Annotated in this window: 15 protein-coding genes; 3 read left to right on the top strand and 12 right to left on the bottom strand. The window is 69.9% G+C overall.

The genetic code is table 11. The features are described from left to right. Position 1: 1 nt before the first annotated feature. Positions 2-814, bottom strand: a complete 813-nt coding sequence (trmD, locus tag ACFPUZ_RS01150; protein WP_376999048.1) for a tRNA (guanosine(37)-N1)-methyltransferase TrmD — start codon at positions 812-814, stop codon at positions 2-4. Beyond that, positions 811-1,377, bottom strand: coding sequence for a ribosome maturation factor RimM (gene rimM, locus ACFPUZ_RS01155; RefSeq protein WP_376999050.1), 567 nt, complete (start codon positions 1,375-1,377; stop codon positions 811-813). Before rimM ends, trmD begins: the two co-directional genes overlap by 4 nt. A 101-nt stretch (positions 1,378-1,478) precedes the next feature. Between rimM and ACFPUZ_RS01160 the strand changes: the two genes are divergently transcribed. Further along, complete coding sequence (locus ACFPUZ_RS01160) at positions 1,479-1,817, top strand: cupin domain-containing protein (RefSeq protein WP_376999946.1); 339 nt, start codon at positions 1,479-1,481, stop codon at positions 1,815-1,817. Next, positions 1,810-2,520: a purine-nucleoside phosphorylase gene (gene deoD / locus ACFPUZ_RS01165; RefSeq protein ID WP_376999052.1), complete on the top strand. Its 711-nt coding sequence runs from the start codon at positions 1,810-1,812 to the stop codon at positions 2,518-2,520. Before ACFPUZ_RS01160 ends, deoD begins: the two co-directional genes overlap by 8 nt. On the opposite strand, the gene ACFPUZ_RS01170 is transcribed toward deoD, so the two are convergent. From ACFPUZ_RS01170 to ACFPUZ_RS01180, 3 genes are read right to left on the bottom strand one after another with little or no spacing between them, the layout of a single operon-like run. After that, the gene (locus ACFPUZ_RS01170) at positions 2,477-3,901 is read right to left on the bottom strand and encodes a phospho-sugar mutase (RefSeq protein WP_376999054.1); all 1,425 of its coding nucleotides are present in this window, start codon (positions 3,899-3,901) and stop codon (positions 2,477-2,479) included. The two genes, deoD and ACFPUZ_RS01170, sit on opposite strands and share 44 nt — an antisense overlap. Then, positions 3,898-4,542, bottom strand: a complete 645-nt coding sequence (deoC, locus tag ACFPUZ_RS01175; protein ID WP_376999056.1) for a deoxyribose-phosphate aldolase — start codon at positions 4,540-4,542, stop codon at positions 3,898-3,900. Before deoC ends, ACFPUZ_RS01170 begins: the two co-directional genes overlap by 4 nt. 10 nt (positions 4,543-4,552) lie before the next feature. Further along, positions 4,553-5,818, bottom strand: a complete 1,266-nt coding sequence (locus ACFPUZ_RS01180; protein WP_376999058.1) for a thymidine phosphorylase — start codon at positions 5,816-5,818, stop codon at positions 4,553-4,555. Here ACFPUZ_RS01180 and ACFPUZ_RS01185 point away from each other — a divergent pair. Further along, positions 5,778-6,170, top strand: coding sequence for a cytidine deaminase (locus ACFPUZ_RS01185; RefSeq protein WP_376999060.1), 393 nt, complete (start codon positions 5,778-5,780; stop codon positions 6,168-6,170). The two genes, ACFPUZ_RS01180 and ACFPUZ_RS01185, sit on opposite strands and share 41 nt — an antisense overlap. A 1-nt stretch (position 6,171) precedes the next feature. On the opposite strand, the gene ACFPUZ_RS01190 is transcribed toward ACFPUZ_RS01185, so the two are convergent. From ACFPUZ_RS01190 to ftsY, 7 genes are all read right to left on the bottom strand, one after another. Beyond that, a complete protein-coding gene (locus tag ACFPUZ_RS01190; RefSeq protein WP_376999062.1) occupies positions 6,172-7,761 on the bottom strand; it encodes an ABC-F family ATP-binding cassette domain-containing protein in 1,590 nt (529 codons plus the stop codon). Positions 7,762-7,831: 70 nt separating this feature from the next. Then, positions 7,832-8,374, bottom strand: coding sequence for a 30S ribosomal protein S16 (gene rpsP, locus ACFPUZ_RS01195; RefSeq protein ID WP_376999064.1), 543 nt, complete (start codon positions 8,372-8,374; stop codon positions 7,832-7,834). A gap of 173 nt (positions 8,375-8,547) precedes the next feature. Next, positions 8,548-10,152 carry a signal recognition particle protein gene (gene ffh / locus ACFPUZ_RS01200; protein WP_376999066.1) on the bottom strand — a complete coding sequence of 535 codons (1,605 nt, stop codon included), beginning with the start codon at positions 10,150-10,152 and terminating at the stop codon, positions 8,548-8,550. A gap of 51 nt (positions 10,153-10,203) precedes the next feature. Then, positions 10,204-12,204, bottom strand: coding sequence for a [protein-PII] uridylyltransferase (locus ACFPUZ_RS01205; protein WP_376999068.1), 2,001 nt, complete (start codon positions 12,202-12,204; stop codon positions 10,204-10,206). Continuing rightward, complete coding sequence (locus ACFPUZ_RS01210; RefSeq protein WP_376999070.1) at positions 12,188-12,526, bottom strand: P-II family nitrogen regulator; 339 nt, start codon at positions 12,524-12,526, stop codon at positions 12,188-12,190. The genes ACFPUZ_RS01205 and ACFPUZ_RS01210 overlap by 17 nt, the downstream gene beginning before the upstream one ends. Next, the gene (locus ACFPUZ_RS01215; protein ID WP_376999072.1) at positions 12,523-13,782 is read right to left on the bottom strand and encodes an ammonium transporter; all 1,260 of its coding nucleotides are present in this window, start codon (positions 13,780-13,782) and stop codon (positions 12,523-12,525) included. The genes ACFPUZ_RS01210 and ACFPUZ_RS01215 overlap by 4 nt, the downstream gene beginning before the upstream one ends. Before the next feature lie 151 nt (positions 13,783-13,933). Next, positions 13,934-15,862: a signal recognition particle-docking protein FtsY gene (ftsY, locus tag ACFPUZ_RS01220; protein ID WP_417291728.1), complete on the bottom strand. Its 1,929-nt coding sequence runs from the start codon at positions 15,860-15,862 to the stop codon at positions 13,934-13,936. Positions 15,863-16,070 lie beyond the last annotated feature (208 nt).

Here is a 16,070-nt window from a genome sequence, read left to right on the forward strand (position 1 = left end):
ACTAGTAGCCCAGCACCGCCCGGTCCGCCGCGGAGAGCTCAACCCCGTCCAACAGTTCGGGTCGGACGGCCTGCGTGCGCAGCAGTGCCTGGTCGCGGCGCCAGCGGTCGACCTTCGCGTGGTTTCCGGAGAAGAGCACCTCCGGCACCTCAAGCCCGCGCCACTCGCGCGGCTTCGTATACGAGGGCCCCTCGAGCAGGCCGTCGGAGAAGCTGTCCTCCTCGTGGCTGCGGCGGTTGCCCAGGACGCCGGGGATCAACCGGACCACGGCCTCGGCGATGACGAGCACCGCCACTTCCCCGCCGATGAGGACGTAATCGCCGATGGAGACCTCGCGGACGCGGTAGCGCTGCTCGGCGTCGAGGATGACGCGCTGATCGATACCCTCGTAGCGGCCGCAGGCGAAGACGATGTGCTCCTCGTGAGACCATTCCTGCGCGTCCGCCTGGGTGAAGGGCGTGCCGGCCGGGGTCGGCACGATGAGCAGGGGCCGCTCGTCCCGCGCGCCGCCCGCATAGGACGATGCCACCTCCTCGACCGGCTTCTCCAGGTGCGGCAGGGAGCTCTCCAGCTCGGTGCCGGTCTCGCCGGCGGCGACGGCGTCGAGCGCGGGCCCCCACACCTCCGGCTTCATCACCATGCCGGGGCCGCCGCCGTAGGGAGTGTCGTCGACGGACTTGTGCACGTCGGTGGCCCACTGGCGCAGGTCATGCACGCCGACGGACAGTGTTCCCTGCTCGATGGCCTTGCCCAGCAGCGCGTGGCGCAGGGGGTCGAGGTACTCGGGGAAGATGGTGATGACATCCAGCCTCACAGGTCCAGCAGCCCTTCCGGCGGGGTGATGACGATGGCCTCGTTGTCCAGATCCACGATCGGCACCATGGCGTGGACGAAGGGCACCATCGCCTCGCCGCCGTCATCCACCCGGACCTCGAGGAGTCGGTGTGCGGTGCCGCGGACGACGCCGGTGATCTCGCCGATGTCCTCCGGCTCCGGCAGCGCGCCCTCGTAGGCGCGGGCGTGGGCCTCCTCCTCGCTGACGGCGCCGACGTTGAGCACGCGCAGGCCGATGAGCTCGTGGTCGTAGTAGGAGTCGTCGTCCTCGTCGATGATCGGCTCCGCGAAGAAGCGCAGCCCGCGCAGCGACTCGGCCTCGGTGCGGCCGGGGATCTCGGCGAAGGTGACCAGCAGGCGGCCCTGGTGCGGGCGCACCGCCTTGACCGTCAGGCTCAGGGTCTTGCCGGTCTGCCGCCCCTCCAGCACGGTGCCGACCGCGAAACGCCCGTCCGGGTCGTCCGTCGTGGGGTCGACGACGAGCTCGCCGCGCACGCCGTGGGGCTTGATCACACGTCCGATCTGGACCTCATTCTCGTTCACGGGTTACATGCTAGTCGTCTACGCTCGGAACCATGACTGACCACTCTGTTCCGGTCAATTCCCCGGACACGTTCGGGTCCGCGGCCCACGTCGGCGAGGACATGACGGTCCTCCCGCTTCTCGACGCCGCACCCGCCCCCGCCCCCTCCCGCCCGCGGCCGGCGGTCCAGCGGCTGCTGCAGGGCGACGGCGCCAACCTCATCGCCTTCACCTTCTCGCCGGGCCAGGACCTGCCGGACCACCGGGCGGCACACCCCATCACGGTGCAGTGCGTGGAGGGTGAACTCGACTTCACGTGCGGCGACGAGACCGTGCGGCTGGCCCCCGGCGTGGTGGTGCACCTGCGCGAACACGTCACGCACCGCGTCGACTGCCCGAGCGACGCCCCGGCGCGCAACATCCTGCTGCTGAGCATGCTGACGGGAGAACGTCATGCCTGATACCCCGCACATCAATCCCCAGGGCGCGCCCATCGCACGGACGGTCCTCATGCCGGGCGATCCGCTGCGGGCGAAGTTCATCGCGGACACCTACCTGGAAGACGTCGTCCAGTTCAACGCCGTGCGCAACATGCTCGGCTTCACCGGCACGTGGCAGGGGCACGAGGTCTCGGTCATGGGCTCGGGCATGGGCATCCCGTCGATCTCCCTGTACGCGCACGAGCTCATCCACGTCTTCGGCGCGCAGCGTCTCATCCGCGTCGGTTCCTGCGGGGCGCTGCAGCCGGAGCTGGATCTCTACGAGATCATCGTCGCCCAGGGCGCGTGCACCGATTCGCGTTTCCTCGCCCAGTACGGCCTGCCGGGCACGTTCGCGCCGATCGCGTCGTGGCCGCTGCTGCGGGCCCTCACCGAGGAGGCCGCCCGCCAGAGCACCACCGTGCACGTGGGCAACATCCTCTCCTCCGACATCTTCTACCAGGCCGATGACACCGCGCTGTCCCGTTGGGCGCGGATGGGGGTGCTCGGCGTGGAGATGGAGTCCGCCGGCCTCTACGCGGTCGCGGCGGAGGCGGGTGTCGACGCCCTCGGGGTGTTCACCGTCTCCGACAACATCGTCACCGGCCAGGCCACCTCGGCGGCCGAAAGGGAGACCGCCTTCACCCGGATGATGGAGCTGGCGCTGCCGCTCGCAGCGCTGTGAGCCGCTCCTGCGCCTCCGCGCGCGTCGGGGCGACGGCCTCGAAGTAGTACTTGATCTTCGGCTCCGTGCCCGAGGGCCGCACGATGATCCGGTCGGGGCCGCGCTCACTCACCCGCATCTCCCCCTGCGGCGCGGCCACGCGCACCGCCACCTGGCTGGTCAGGTGGTATCCGAAGAGCTCGCCGAGCTCATCGAGCCGCGTCTCCAGGTTGCTTCTCGACGCCACCTCCGCCACCCGCAGACACGCCGTGATGCCGTCCTTGTCCGCCACCGCCTCCGGGTCGACGCAGTAGCCCAGGGCCTCCTCGTAGCCGAAGATGAGGTCGGGGACCCGCGCGATCCATTTGAATCCGGTGGGGGTCTCCACACAGTCGAGCCCGTGGTGCGCGGCGATTTTGCGCAGCAGCCGCGAGGAGACGTTCGAGCAGGCCAGGACGCCGCTCTCGGTCCGGGAGGCCACCTCCCACCCGAGGATCGCCCCGATCTCGTCCCCCGTGAACTGCCGCCCCGGGACCGCCACGGCGCAGCGGTCCGCGTCCGGGTCCAGCGCCAGGATGAGGTCCGCCCCGACCCGCTCGGCGTGGGCGAACGCCAGGTCCAGGGCCCCCGACTCCTCCGGGTTGGGGAAGGCGACCGTCGGGAAGTCGGGGTCCGGCTGCTCCTGCTCGGATACCGGGTGCACGCGCTGGAAACCGGCCGCCCGCAGCGCCCGGGCCAGCAGCTCACCGCCGACGCCGTGCAGGGCGGTGGTGACGATGACGGGCTGGGAGGAGGGGGCGTCGATAAGCGAGACGGCGCGGGCGAGGTACTCCTCGACCACGGTCACCTCGCGGATGAGCGAACGCGATCGGGGGATGGTGTCGGCCCAGTCGGCGGCGTCGATGAGCGCCGCGATCTGCGAGTCCGCGGGCGGGATGATCTGCGATCCGGTGGCGTCGTAGACCTTGTAACCGTTGTCCGTGGCGGGGTTGTGGGAGGCGGTGATCATGACGCCGGCGTCGGCACGCAGGTGGCGGACGGCGAAGGCGGTCACCGGGGTCGGAAGGTGCGGCGGGAGGGCGAGGACCTCGATGCCCGCGGCGGAGAGCACCTCCGCGGCGACGGCGTAGAAGGCCCGCGACCCGTGGCGGGCGTCGCACCCGAGGACGACGCGGGCCCCCGCGCCGAGCCAGGCCGCCACCCCGGCCGTGGCGCGGGTGACGGTGGCGACGTTCATCGCCGTCTCCCCCGCCCCGATCGGCCCGCGCAGCCCGGCGGTGCCGAAGGTCAGGGGCCCGGAAAAACGCTCCCGGAGCAGCGGATCCCCCGAGTCGATCCAGCCGCGCACCTCCGCCCGGGTCACCGGATCCGGGTCGTGCGCGGCCCACTCGGCGGGGTTCACAGGCCCGCCAGCACCGCCGCGGACGCGGAGCAGCCCAGGCGGGTCGCGCCGGCGTCGATCATGGCCAGCGCAGTCTCCGTGTCGCGGATGCCGCCGGAGGCCTTGATGCCCAGGAAGCCGCCGACGGTGTCGTTCATGAGCTGCACGGCGTGGACGCTCGCCCCGCCGGCGGGGTGGAATCCGGTGGACGTCTTGACGAAGTCCGCGCCCGCCCGTTCCGCGGCGATGCAGCACCGGACGATCTGCTCGTCGGAAAGCACGGCCGTCTCGAGGATGACCTTGAGCACCGCGGTGGGGATCGCGTCGCGCACGGCGCGGATGTCGGACTCGACGGCCTCGAACTCATGCTCCATGGCGAACGCCAGGTTGATCACCATGTCCACCTCGTCCGCCCCCGTGCTCACCGCCAGCGATGCCTCGGCGGCCTTGACGTGGGAGTGGTGGGCGCCCGAGGGGAAGCCGCACACGGTGGCCACCCGCAGGCTGTCCGGGGTGTACACCGGCAGGCGGGAGGGCGAGACGCACACGGAGTAGACGCCGAGGTCGACGGCCTCCTCCACGAGCCACTCGACGTCGGCGGCGGTCGCCTCCGGCTTGAGCAGGGTGTGATCGATATACCGGGCCAGTTCGTGTCGCTTCATACCTCAAGTATTAGCCGATCTGCTCCTCGATGAGCGCGCGCGGCGCGGGTGGGGTGTCCCCGATGTGCGGATGCAGCACCTCCCGGGCCCGCGCGAACCTCTCGGGGGTGTCGGTGTGCAGGGTGAGCAGCCTGTCGCCGCGGCGCACCCGCGCGCCCTGCGGTGCGTGGATCTCCACGCCCGCCCCCGCCTGCACGGGATCCTCCTTCCGGGCGCGCCCCGCGCCGAGCCGCCAACTGGCGATACCGACCTCGAGCGCGTCCAACCCAGTGACCCAGCCGTCGCGCTCCGCCACCACGTCCTCGGTGTGCCGGGCCCGGGGCAGCGGGGCATCCGGATCCCCACCCTGGTGGCGGATCATCGCCCGCCACGCGTCCATGGCGCGGCCGTCGCGCAGGGCCGCGTCCGGGTCGGCGTCCACCCCGGCCAGCGCCAGCATCTCTCGGGCCAGCGCCAGCGTCAGTTCCACCACGTCCGCGGGGCCGCCCCCGGCGAGCACTTCGACGGCCTCGCGCACCTCCAACGCGTTGCCCACCGTGCGCCCCAGAGGGGTGGACATGTCGGTGATGAGCGCGCACGTGCGCACCCCCGCGTCCTGCCCCAGCTCGACCATGGTGCGGGCGAGCTCGCGGGCGTCGGCCAGCTCTTTCATGAACGCCCCCGACCCGACCTTGACGTCGAGCACCAGCCCGTCCGTGCCCTCGGCGATCTTCTTGCTCATGATCGAACTCGCGATGAGCGGGATCGAATCGACGGTCCCCGTCACATCCCGCAGCGCGTAGAGCCGACGGTCCGCCGGGGCGAGATCAGCGGTCGCGGCCGCGACGAACCCGCCCGGAGCAGCGCGCATCTCCGCCTCGCTCAACTCCGCCCGCCACCCCGCAATCGCCTCCAGCTTGTCCAGCGTTCCGCCCGTGTGGCCCAGCCCGCGCCCCGACAGCTGCGGCACGAACACCCCGTGCGCGGCGACGAGCGGCCCCAGCGGCAGGGTGATCTTGTCCCCCACCCCGCCCGTCGAATGCTTATCGACGCTCCCCGGCCACCGCATCCGCACCCCCGAATCGATCATCGCGCCCGTCCAGTCGACGATCTCCCGCCGCTCCATCCCCCGCAACACGATCGCCATGGCCAGCGCCGCCATCTGCTCCTCGGCAACGCCCCCGTGCGTGTACGCGTCGATGACCCACCGGATCTGCGCGGTGCTCAAGAGCCCGCCGTCGCGCTTGGTACGGATAATGTCGACCATGTCCATGGCCCCCACCTTAGGGAGAAACATGCTTCTCGACGCCGCCCGCGCCGCCGCCCGCCACGCCTACGCCCCCTACAGCAACTTCGCGGTCGGGGCGGCCGTGCTCACGTCAACGGGGCAGATCTTCACCGGCTGCAACGTCGAGAACGCCGCCTACGGCTCGACCCTCTGCGCCGAGCGCGGCGCGGTCATGGCGATGGTCGCGGCCGGCTTCCGCGAGATCGACACGGTGGCCGTCATCGGACCCGACGGCCCCTGCTGGCCCTGCGGCGCCTGCCGGCAGGTGCTCGCCGAGTTCGGATGCCGGCGGGTGCTGGTCGAGGGCCACGAGGTGGCGTTTGCGGAGCTGCTGCCCCACGCTTTCGGGCCGACGCCGTAAGTTACAGCTCCCGCACGCGACCGCCCTCCACCGACAGGTGACGGGTGGCGCGGAAGGCGTCCCGGAGGCGGCGGTCGTGGGTGACCAGGAGCACCGTCCCGGTGAAGGAATCCACGGCCTGCTCCAGCTGCTCGATGGCGGGCAGATCCAGGTGGTTCGTGGGCTCGTCGAGGACGAGGGTGTTCACCCCGCGGGCCTGGAGCAACGCCAGGGCCGCCCGGGTGCGTTCCCCGGGGCTCAGTGAGGAGCTGGGGCGCAGCACGTGGTCGCCGCCGAGGCCGAACTTGGCCAGGAGCGTCCGCACCTCCGCGGCCGGCCAGTCGGGCACCTCCTGGCCGAAGCGCTCGACGACGGGCACGGGGACGTCGAAAAGCGCGCGGGCCTGATCGACGACACCGAGCTGGACCCCGGAACCGAGGTGGGCTTCGTCGGTGAGCAGGTCCAGCAGGGTCGACTTCCCGGCGCCATTGGGCCCGTCGATGAGCACCCGGTCGCCCTGGGTGATCTGGACGGTCACCGGCCCGAGGGTGAAGCCCTCCTTCTCCACGACCACCTCGTGCACCGCGCTGACCACCGACCCCGAGCGCGGCGCGGCGGCGATGCTCATCTGCAGTTCCCACTCCTTACGGGGTTCGGCCACCTCCTCGAGCCGGTCAATCGCCCGCTGGCTCTGCGCGATCTTCCCGGCCTGCTTCTCGCTGCGCTGCCCGGCCCGCGCCCGGAGGTGCTTGTCGCCGTCGCTGGCCTTGCGCACGGCGTTCTTCGTCCCCTTGTCCAGCCACGTCTTCTGCGTCTGCAGCCGGTCCTTGAGCTTGTCCACCTTCCCGGCGTACTCCTCGTAGGCCTCCCGGGCATGGATCCGCGCGCGCTCCCGCTCGACGAGGAAGGCATCGTATCCCCCGGCGTACACCGTGATCTGGCGCTGGGCGGCGTCGAGCTCCACCATGCCGGTGACGGTGCGGGCCAGAAACTCACGGTCGTGGCTGACCACGATCAGCGGGCGGCGCTCCGCGGTGACGAAGCGCTCGAGAGTCTCCAGGCCCGCCAGGTCGAGGTCGTTGGTGGGTTCGTCCAGCAGCAGGATGTCATGGCCCGCCAGGAGCACGACCGTAAGGTTGGCCCGCGCCGCCTGCCCACCCGACAGCGCGCGCATGTCGGTCTCCGCGCTGACGTCGAGGCCCAGGTCCGCCGACACCCGTTCCAAACGGCCCTCCAGATCGGCGCCCCCGAGTGCCAGCCAGTGGTCCAGCGCGGAGGCGTAGGCGTCGCCGACATCCTCCCCCGCGGCGAGGCCATCCGCCAAACGGTTCATCTCCGACTCCGCGGCCGCGACGCCGGTGCGACGCCGGATGAAGTCCCCGACGCTCTCCTCCCGGCGCTCGACCTCCTGCTCCAGCAGCCCGATCGTGGCCTCGGGCGGGGAGGTCTCCCCCGCGCCCTCGGCGATGAGCCGCAACAGCGTCGACTTCCCCGCCCCGTTGGGTCCCGCCAACCCCCAGGTCTCCCCCTCACTCACCACGAGGTTGAGGCCGGAGAACAGTTCACGGGCGCCGCGCGCCGCGGAGACATCGCGGAGATTGAGAGTTGCCATGCCTCGACAGTAACGGCTTCCCCGGAAACGCGAAAACCCCGCCGCAGCGGGGTTGATCACGGGCGCAGAACTACTCTGCGGACTCCTCGGAAGCCTCAGCGGCCTCCTCAGCCGGAGCCTCTTCCTCGGCAGCAGCCTCGGCGGCCTCAGCAGCAGCGGCCTCTTCGGCGGCAGCCTTCTCGGCGGCCTCCTTCTCAGCAGCAGCCTTGGCCTCGGCCTCTTCCTTGGCCTTGCGCTTCTTCTCGGTGATGGCCTCGGCGGTCGGGCCGTCGTTGGCCTCGGTGAGGGCCTGGTTGAACAGGTCCAGCTTGGACGGCTTCTCCTCGGCGACGCGCAGGGTGCCCTCGGCGCCGTCGATGCCCTTGTACTTCTGCCAGTCACCGGTGACCTTGAGCAGGGCGAGGACCGGCTCGGTCGGCTGGGCGCCGACGGAGAGCCAGTACTGGGCGCGCTCGGAATCGATCTTGATGACGGACGGGTCCTGCTTCGGCTCGTAGATACCGATGTTCTCGATGACCTTGCCGTCGCGGCGGGTACGGGCGTCGGCGATGACGACGCGGTAGTGCGGGGTACGGATCTTGCCGAGACGCTGCAGCTTGATCTTGACAGCCATGTGGGGCTCCTTCAATAAAGTCACTGGGCAGTTCAGACACCCGCCACTGATTCGGCGGGCCGGTTCAACCCTCGGATTTCACTGCGTGTGACTGACCGGCCGACCGGGGTCGGGGGCGGTATGACGCAGTAACCCCGAAAACTATACCGGGGCCACCGCAGGGAGCGAAATCGCTACTTCTTGCCCTGGCCGAAGTCGAGGTTGTCCAGGTCGATGCCCTCCATGCCGTTCGGCAGCTTGGGCATGCCCGGCATACCCGGCATGCCCCCGCCTTCCATCTGCTTCTGCATCTGCTGGAGCTGCGCCATATCCGGCATGCCCGGCATCCCGGGCATCCCCGGCATGCCCGGCGCGCGCATCGGACGACGCTTGCCGCCCTTGCCCTTGCGCCCCTTGGGCCGCTTCTTGGTGGCGGAGCGCTGCATGCCGCCGCCGGGCATACCGAACTGGCCGGCCATCTTGCCCATCATCTTCTTCGCCTCGAAGAAGCGCTCGACGAGCTGGTTGACGTCGGTGACGGTGACGCCTGAGCCGGTGGCGATGCGCTTGCGTCGAGAAGCATTGAGGATCTTCGGATCCTCCCGCTCGGCGGGCGTCATGCCGCGGATGATGGCCTGGATGCGGTCGAGCTGCTTCTCGTCGACCATGTCGGCCATCTCGTTCATCTGCTTGCCGCCGGGCAGCATCTTGAGGATGTTGCCCAGGGGGCCCATGCGCCGGATCATGAGCATCTGGTCGAGGAAGTCCTCGAGCGTGAGCTCGCCGGAGCCGAGCTTGGCGGCGGTTTCCTCGGCCTTCTTCTGGTCGAGAACCTGCTCGGCCTGCTCGATGAGGCTGAGGACATCGCCCATGCCGAGGATGCGGCTGGCCATGCGCTCGGGGTGGAAGACGTCGAAGTCCTCGAGCTTCTCGCCGGTGGAGGCGAACATGATGGGCTTGCCGGTGACCTCGCGGATCGACAGGGCGGCGCCACCGCGGGCGTCGCCGTCGAGTTTGGTCAGGACGACACCGGTGAAGTCGACGCCGTCGCGGAAGGCCTCGGCGGTGGTGACCGCGTCCTGGCCGATCATGGCGTCGATGACGAAGAGGACCTCGTCGGGGTTGACGGCGTCGCGGATGTTGCGGGCCTGGGTCATGAGGGTTTCATCGATACCCAGACGGCCCGCGGTATCGACGATGACGACGTCGTGCTGCAGGCGCTTGGCTTCCTCGATGCCCCGCTTCGCGACGTCCACCGGATCACCGTGGGAGGTTCCCATGTCGTGGTCGTGGGAGTCGATGCTGGTGCCCGGGTCCGGGGCGAAGGTGGGCACGCCCGCGCGCTTACCGACGATCTGCAGCTGCTGGACCGCACCGGGGCGCTGCAGGTCACAGGCCACGAGCATGGGCGTGTGGCCCTGCTTGGTCAGGTGCTTGGCCAGCTTGCCGGCGAGGGTGGTCTTACCGGCACCCTGCAGGCCGGCGAGCATGATGACGGTCGGCGGGTTCTTCGCCAGGGTGAGGCGCCGGGTCTCGCCGCCGAGGATCTCCACGAGCTCCTCGTTGACGATCTTGACCACCTGCTGGGCAGGGTTGAGCGCCTCCGAGACCTCGGATCCGGCGGCGCGCTCCTTGATGCGCTTGATGAAGCCGCGGACGACCGCCAGCGAGACATCGGCCTCGAGCAGGGCGAGGCGGATCTCCCGGGCGGTGGCGTTGATGTCCGCCTCGGTCAGTTTGCCCTTGCCGCGTAGCCCGGTGAGGGCACCGGTTAGGCGGTCTGAAAGAGACTCGAACACTAGGACACACTCCTACGACTGCGACAATGACGACTGATCAACGTCCCCATGCTAACCGTTGCCCAGCACGCGGGTCACATCCCTGTCCACCTTGCGGCGGTCGACGGGCCCGGTGAAGGCGGCCTGGACGATCATCGTGGCGCCCGGGGTGGTCATGGTGAGCCACGCCACCGCGGGCAGGGTGCGCAGCAGCACCGCCAGCGCACCGACCCGCACGGTGGTGCGCACCTCGAGGACCTGCCCGCGCCAGGACACCCACGTCGGCGCGGGCCCGGGGGCGGGAACGCTCGGGTGGACCCCGGATTTGTGGGCCTGGATGAAGGCGGCGGCGTCGAACTCCCCCGGCGTCTCGACGGTGGGCCGGGCGTCATATTCCGCGTGCTCCCCGGAGATGCGCACCGCCAGCAGCTTCCAGGCCTTGGCCGCCAGCACCGCGAGCACCCCCTGCGGGTCCTGCCCCCGGGCGGAGATGGTCACCAGGTCGTCGACGCGGCGGACGCTCAACTCCGCGGGGGCGTGCACGTGGGGGCGCAGGGGCTCCGCCTCGACCAGGGCGTGCCGGGCGCGGCGGGCGAGGGTCCGCAGAGAGGACTCCAGGCGGGAGTTCCACACGCCGGGGCCGGTGGCCTTGGCGTCGGCCTCGGTGAGCACCACGAGGAGGTCGAGGGTGTCGCGGTCGTAGTGGACGGCGTCGAGAAGCAGGTCGAGGGTGGTGTCGGAGGTGGGGTCGCGGCGGGCGGCGAGGCGCGCGATGGTGGTGTGCTCCGCGACGAGGGTCTGCACGCGGGAGCGGTCGGGCAGGTGGAGGCCGAGGCGGGCGGCGAGCCGGGCGACGGCCTCCGCCCCGACCTGCTCGTGGGGGCGTCCGGTGCCCTTGCCGATGTCGTGGAACAGCGCCCCGAGCAGCAGCAGGTCCGGCCGCGCGACCGACACGCCGGCGGCCGCGCAGTGCGCGACGGTGACGATGCTGTGCTGGTCGATCGTGTGGATGTGCGTGCGTTCCCGCGGCATACGCCCCCGGATGCGGTCCCAGTCTGGCACCACCCGGGTCCACAGCCCGTGGGCGTCGAGGTCGTTGATCACCTCGGGGTGGGTGAGCAGCTCGAAGAAGTCCTCCGCGGCGGCCGCGGGGAGGATCTCGGGCAGGGCGGGCAGCTCGCGCAGCCGGGCCCACGTGTGCTCGGTGACGGGCAGGCGGGTGCGGGCGCTGGCGGCGGCGACGCGCAGCAGCAGCGCCGGGTCGCCGAGGTCGGGGCGCCGCGAGAGCGTGATCTCTCCCCCGGCGTCGACGACGTCGACATCCAGCGGCCGGCGCTCCCCGCGCACCCGCGAACCCAGCGCAGCGCGAGCGGTGGCCAGGGCGGTGGTGACGGCGGCGTCGATACGCCGGGCGGCGACGGCCAGTTGCGCGGCGAGCTCGTGCCGGTCACGCAGGCCCATGGCGGTGGCGATGTCGGCGGCGAATTCGGGATCGAGGACGTCGCGGCGGCGGCGGGCGAGGGTGTGCAGGTGGGCGCGGACGTCGAGAAGCAGCCGGCGTTCCGCGGCGAGCGGGGGCTCGTCACACAGCTGCGCGAGCGCCAGAGCGCGGAGGAGCGCGAGGTCACGCAGGCCGCCGCGGCCGTTCTTGAGGTCCGGGTGCGTCATCGTGACCACGGAACCGAAGCGCCGCCAGCGGGCGATGGCGGTGTCCACGAGCGCATTGAAATTGCGGTGGATCTCCACGCGCCACTCGCGCAGCACCAGCTCGCGGGTCCGCGCGCTGAGCTCCGCGTCCCCCGCGAGGTGCCGCATCTCCAGCAGAGCCAGCGCCGCGGTGGAATCCGCGCTCATCATCCCCGCGCACTCGGCCGGGGTCCGCACCGCGTGATCCACGCGGAAACCGCTGTTCCACAGCGGGTACCAGAGCTTATCGACGTCCGGCTGTTCCCCTTCCGGATGCAGCAGCAGCAGGTCCAGGTCCGAATGGGGCGCCATTTCCCGCCGCGCCAGCGACCCGGTGGCCACGAGGGCGCAACCGGGAGGGACGGGCAGGTCAGAGAGCAGCTTCATCCTGCTCACCGGTGCGGACGCGGATCACCCGCTCCACCGGCGTGACCCACACCTTGCCGTCGCCCATCTTGCCGGTGTAGGCGGTGCGCACGACGGCGTCGATGACGTCGTCGGCCTGGGCGTCGGACACCAGCACCTCGAGCTTGACCTTCGGCACGAAATCGGTGGCGTACTCCGCACCGCGGTAGACCTCACTGTGTCCGCGCTGCTGGCCGTAACCCTGCACCTCGGTGACGGTGAGTCCGCCCACGTCCAGTGCTTCCAGCGCTTCCCGGATATCGGAGAGGGTGAAGGGCTTGATCACTGCGGTGACGAGTTTCATGAGCTAGATCCTAGTGTCGAGGGGGCGGGGCTGTCATCGTAGGCGGACTCGCGGTGCTCGGCGAGGTCGATGCCGCCGAACTCGTCCTCGGGGTTGATGCGCCACCCCATGGTCGCCTTGAGGGCGAGGCCGATGATGAAGGTGACCACCGCGGAGAAGACCATGGCCACCAGGGCGATGACGATCTGGACCACGAGGAGCCGCAGGTGGTCGACGTCCGCGGCGAAGAAGGCGAGGCCGATGGTGCCCCACAGACCCGCGACGAGGTGGACGCCGACGACGTCGAGGGAGTCGTCGTAACCGAAGCGGTACTTCAGCCCGACGCCGAGGCAGGCGAGGATGCCGCCGATGAAGCCGAGCATGAGGGCGCTCACCGGGGTGAGGGCGCCGGCGGCCGGGGTGATGGTGACCAGGCCGGCGACGACACCGGAGGCCGCGCCGAGCGAGGTCGGGCGGGAGTCCCGGATCCGCTCGACCAGTACCCAGCCGAGCATCGCGGCGGCCGCGGCGGCGGTGGTGTTGAGCCACGCCAGGCCGGCGAGCCCGTCGGCCGCGAAGGCGGAGCCGCCGTTGAAACCGAACCAGCCGAACCACAGCAGGGCCGCGCCGAGCATCACCAGCGGGAGGTTGTGCGGGCGGGAGGCAATCTGCCCGCGCTTGCCCACCATGAGCGCCAGGACCAGGGCGGCGGTGCCGGCGGAGATGTGGACGACCGTGCCGCCGGCGAAGTCGATGGGCGCGACCGTGGCCTCCCCGTCGGTGGTGCCGAACATCAACGCGGCCAGGCCCTCCGCCGAGTGCGAGAGCAGGCCTCCGCCCCACACCATGTGCGCGAGCGGGAAGTAGGCGAAGGTGGCCCACAGTCCGGAGAACACCAGCCAGGTGGTGAACTTCACGCGCCCGGCCAGGGCGCCGGAGATGAGGGCGGTGGAGATGACGGCGAAGGTCAGCTGGAAGGCGACGTCGATGCCGAGGGGGTAGCCGTTGGGGCCGGAGGCGTCGATAAGCATGTCCTTGAGCCCGAAGTACTGGGTCGGGTCGGAGACGACGCCCCCGATGGAGCGGTCTCCGTACGACATGGACCAGCCCCACAGGATGTAGACGACCGTGACCACGCCGAGCGTGCCGAAGGACATCATCATCATGTTCAGTGCTTGTCTGCGACCCGCCATGCCGCCGTAGAACAGCGCCAGCGCGGGTGTCATCAGGAGTACCAGGGATGCCGATGTGAGCATCCATCCGGCGTCAGAGTTCATGGGTCAGCCCTCCTAGTTTCTGTAGTGCGACAGGTCCGCACTCACAGCGTTAACTATAGGGCTATAGAAACAGTTTCTATAGAGGTGCAGATATAGTGTGGCGAAGGCAACAAAAAAGGGGCCCGAGGGCCCCTTGACTGCTTATCGACGCCTACTTCGTACCCAGCAGAGCATCCACGAAGCCCTCGACCTCGAAGGGCGCCAGGTCATCCGCACCCTCGCCCAGGCCGACGAGCTTGACCGGCACACCCAGCTCCTCCTGCACCTGGAAGACGATGCCGCCCTTGGCGGTACCGTCCAGCTTGGTCAGCGCCACGCCCGTGATGTCCACGACATCCCGGAACACCCGCGCCTGCGTCAGACCGTTCTGCCCGACGGTCGCGTCGAGCACGAGGATGACCTCATCGACGACCGCCTTCTTCTCGACGACCCGCTTCACCTTGCCCAACTGATCCATGAGACCCGTCGCCGTGTGCAGACGACCCGCGGTATCGACGAGCACGACATCCGCCTGCTCCTCCACACCCTTGGCCACGGCATCGAAGGCGACCGACGCGGGATCCGCGCCCTCCGCACCCCGCACCGTCGTGGCCCCGACCCGTCGGCCCCACGTCTCCAGCTGGTCAGCGGCCGCCGCACGGAAGGTATCCGCGGCCCCGAGGAGCACCTTGTGCCCCATGGACACGAGCACGCGCGCCAGCTTGCCGGTCGTCGTGGTCTTGCCCGTGCCGTTGACACCGACGATGAGAATGACCGCCGGCTTGCCCTGGTACGGCATCGCCCGGATCGCACGATCCATCTCCGGGTGACACGCCTCGATGAGGGTCTCACGCAGCATGGTGCGGGCCTCCGCCTCACTGGACACACCGCGCTCGGCGATCTTGTCCCGCAGCGAGTCCACGACGTTCATGGTCACCGTGGTGCCCAGGTCCGCCATGAGCAGCGTGTCCTCGATCTCCTCCCAGGCGTCCTCATCGAGGTCACCCGCCGTGAGGATGCCCAGCACGCCCTGGCCGATGACGTTCTGCGAACGCGACAGCCGACCGCGCAGACGCCCGATACGACCTGCCGCCGGTGCAATGTCCTCCACCTCAGCGGGCGCGGGAGCCTCCGCCGGGACCGTGGTAGGCACCGGAGTCTGCTCGAGTGCCGCCTCCGCAGCCTCGGCCGTCACCGACGCCGCAGCGGCAGCCTCGGTGGCCTCCTCTTCAACCCGCTCCTGCTCCTCGACGAGCTCCTGGGTTGCGTCCTCCTGCGCCACTTCTTCCTGAGACTCCAGCTTGAGCTCCGGCTCCTCAGCCAACTCCTCGAGCCTCTCAGCCACCGGCTCAGCGACGGCCGGGCTGTAGTCAGACGCCTGCGCGGCACCGTCCAGGGAGAAGGTGGACTCCTGGTGCTCCAGGGGCTCGGCGATCTCGACCGGCTCCGGGATTACCGGTGCCTCATGCGGAGGAAGATCCTCGGGTTCTGCTTCGAGCTCAGGCTCGGCAGCTTCGGGAGCGATGAACTCCGGCTCGGGGGCAATGTCGGTGTCGATCTCCTCCACGGTTTCAACTTCGGCCTCAGCCACAGCCGGCTCGGGAGCGATGTCGGTGTCGATCTCCTCCACGGTTTCGGTCTCAACCGCGGCAGGCTCGGGAGCGATGTCAGACTCGATCTCCTCCACGGTTTCGGTCTCAACCGCGGCAGGCTCGGGGGCGACGAACTCGGGCTCAGCGGGCTCGGGAGCGACAGGCTCAGCAATCGATACCGGCTCCTGCTCGTCGACGTACTTCAGCTCCTGTGCTTCCGCTGCCTCAGCAAGGTTGTCGCGCTGGACAGACTCCGACAGAAGCTGTCCCTCGAGCAGCTCGGGCTCCTTCTCCTCCGTCTTGGCGGGTGCGAAGTTGAAGCCGCCGGCAGCCTGATAGTTACCGGACTTCTCCTGCTGCGTGAGTTCCTTCGGCGCCTCTTCAACCTTCTCGAAGCTGACGGTCTTGGACTTCTTGCGGTTGAGTCCCACGATGACCAGGACGATGAGCAGCAGAATCAGAACTACTGCGATGCCAATAATGAGGTAAGTGATGTTCATGGTGTCCATAGTGTCAGCACGCGGCCGAATATTCACGCTGGTACGAGCAATTCCCGTAGCTGCGCGCTACTGGACACCCCCAGCACCAGAAGACCCGCCCTCCCCCCGCATGCGCGCACGTGCGCGGTTGCTGACCCATCCCCAACCCCCCGCCCTCACCCCGCATGCGCGCACGTGCGCGGTTGCTGACCCATCCCCAACCCCCCGCCCTCACCCC

Origin of the sequence: Corynebacterium nasicanis, from assembly GCF_042658165.1 — a bacterium.
Taxonomy (GTDB): Bacteria; Actinomycetota; Actinomycetes; order Mycobacteriales; family Mycobacteriaceae; genus Corynebacterium; species Corynebacterium nasicanis.

What these genes read in the sequence shown, in the direction of transcription:
- rpsP (WP_376999064.1), bottom strand. Translation starts at nt 8,374, where the DNA reads ATGGCTGTCAAGATCAAGCTGCAGCGTCTCGGCAAGATCCGTACCCCG.
- ftsY (WP_417291728.1), bottom strand. Translation starts at nt 15,862, where the DNA reads ATGGACACCATGAACATCACTTACCTCATTATTGGCATCGCAGTAGTT.
- ACFPUZ_RS01210 (WP_376999070.1), bottom strand. Translation starts at nt 12,526, where the DNA reads ATGAAACTCGTCACCGCAGTGATCAAGCCCTTCACCCTCTCCGATATC.
- ACFPUZ_RS01185 (WP_376999060.1), top strand. Translation starts at nt 5,778, where the DNA reads ATGTCGACCATGTCCATGGCCCCCACCTTAGGGAGAAACATGCTTCTC.
- deoD (WP_376999052.1), top strand. Translation starts at nt 1,810, where the DNA reads ATGCCTGATACCCCGCACATCAATCCCCAGGGCGCGCCCATCGCACGG.
- ACFPUZ_RS01180 (WP_376999058.1), bottom strand. Translation starts at nt 5,818, where the DNA reads ATGTTTCTCCCTAAGGTGGGGGCCATGGACATGGTCGACATTATCCGT.
- deoC (WP_376999056.1), bottom strand. Translation starts at nt 4,542, where the DNA reads ATGAAGCGACACGAACTGGCCCGGTATATCGATCACACCCTGCTCAAG.
- ACFPUZ_RS01160 (WP_376999946.1), top strand. Translation starts at nt 1,479, where the DNA reads ATGACGGTCCTCCCGCTTCTCGACGCCGCACCCGCCCCCGCCCCCTCC.
- ACFPUZ_RS01190 (WP_376999062.1), bottom strand. Translation starts at nt 7,761, where the DNA reads ATGGCAACTCTCAATCTCCGCGATGTCTCCGCGGCGCGCGGCGCCCGT.
- ACFPUZ_RS01215 (WP_376999072.1), bottom strand. Translation starts at nt 13,782, where the DNA reads ATGAACTCTGACGCCGGATGGATGCTCACATCGGCATCCCTGGTACTC.
- ACFPUZ_RS01205 (WP_376999068.1), bottom strand. Translation starts at nt 12,204, where the DNA reads ATGAAGCTGCTCTCTGACCTGCCCGTCCCTCCCGGTTGCGCCCTCGTG.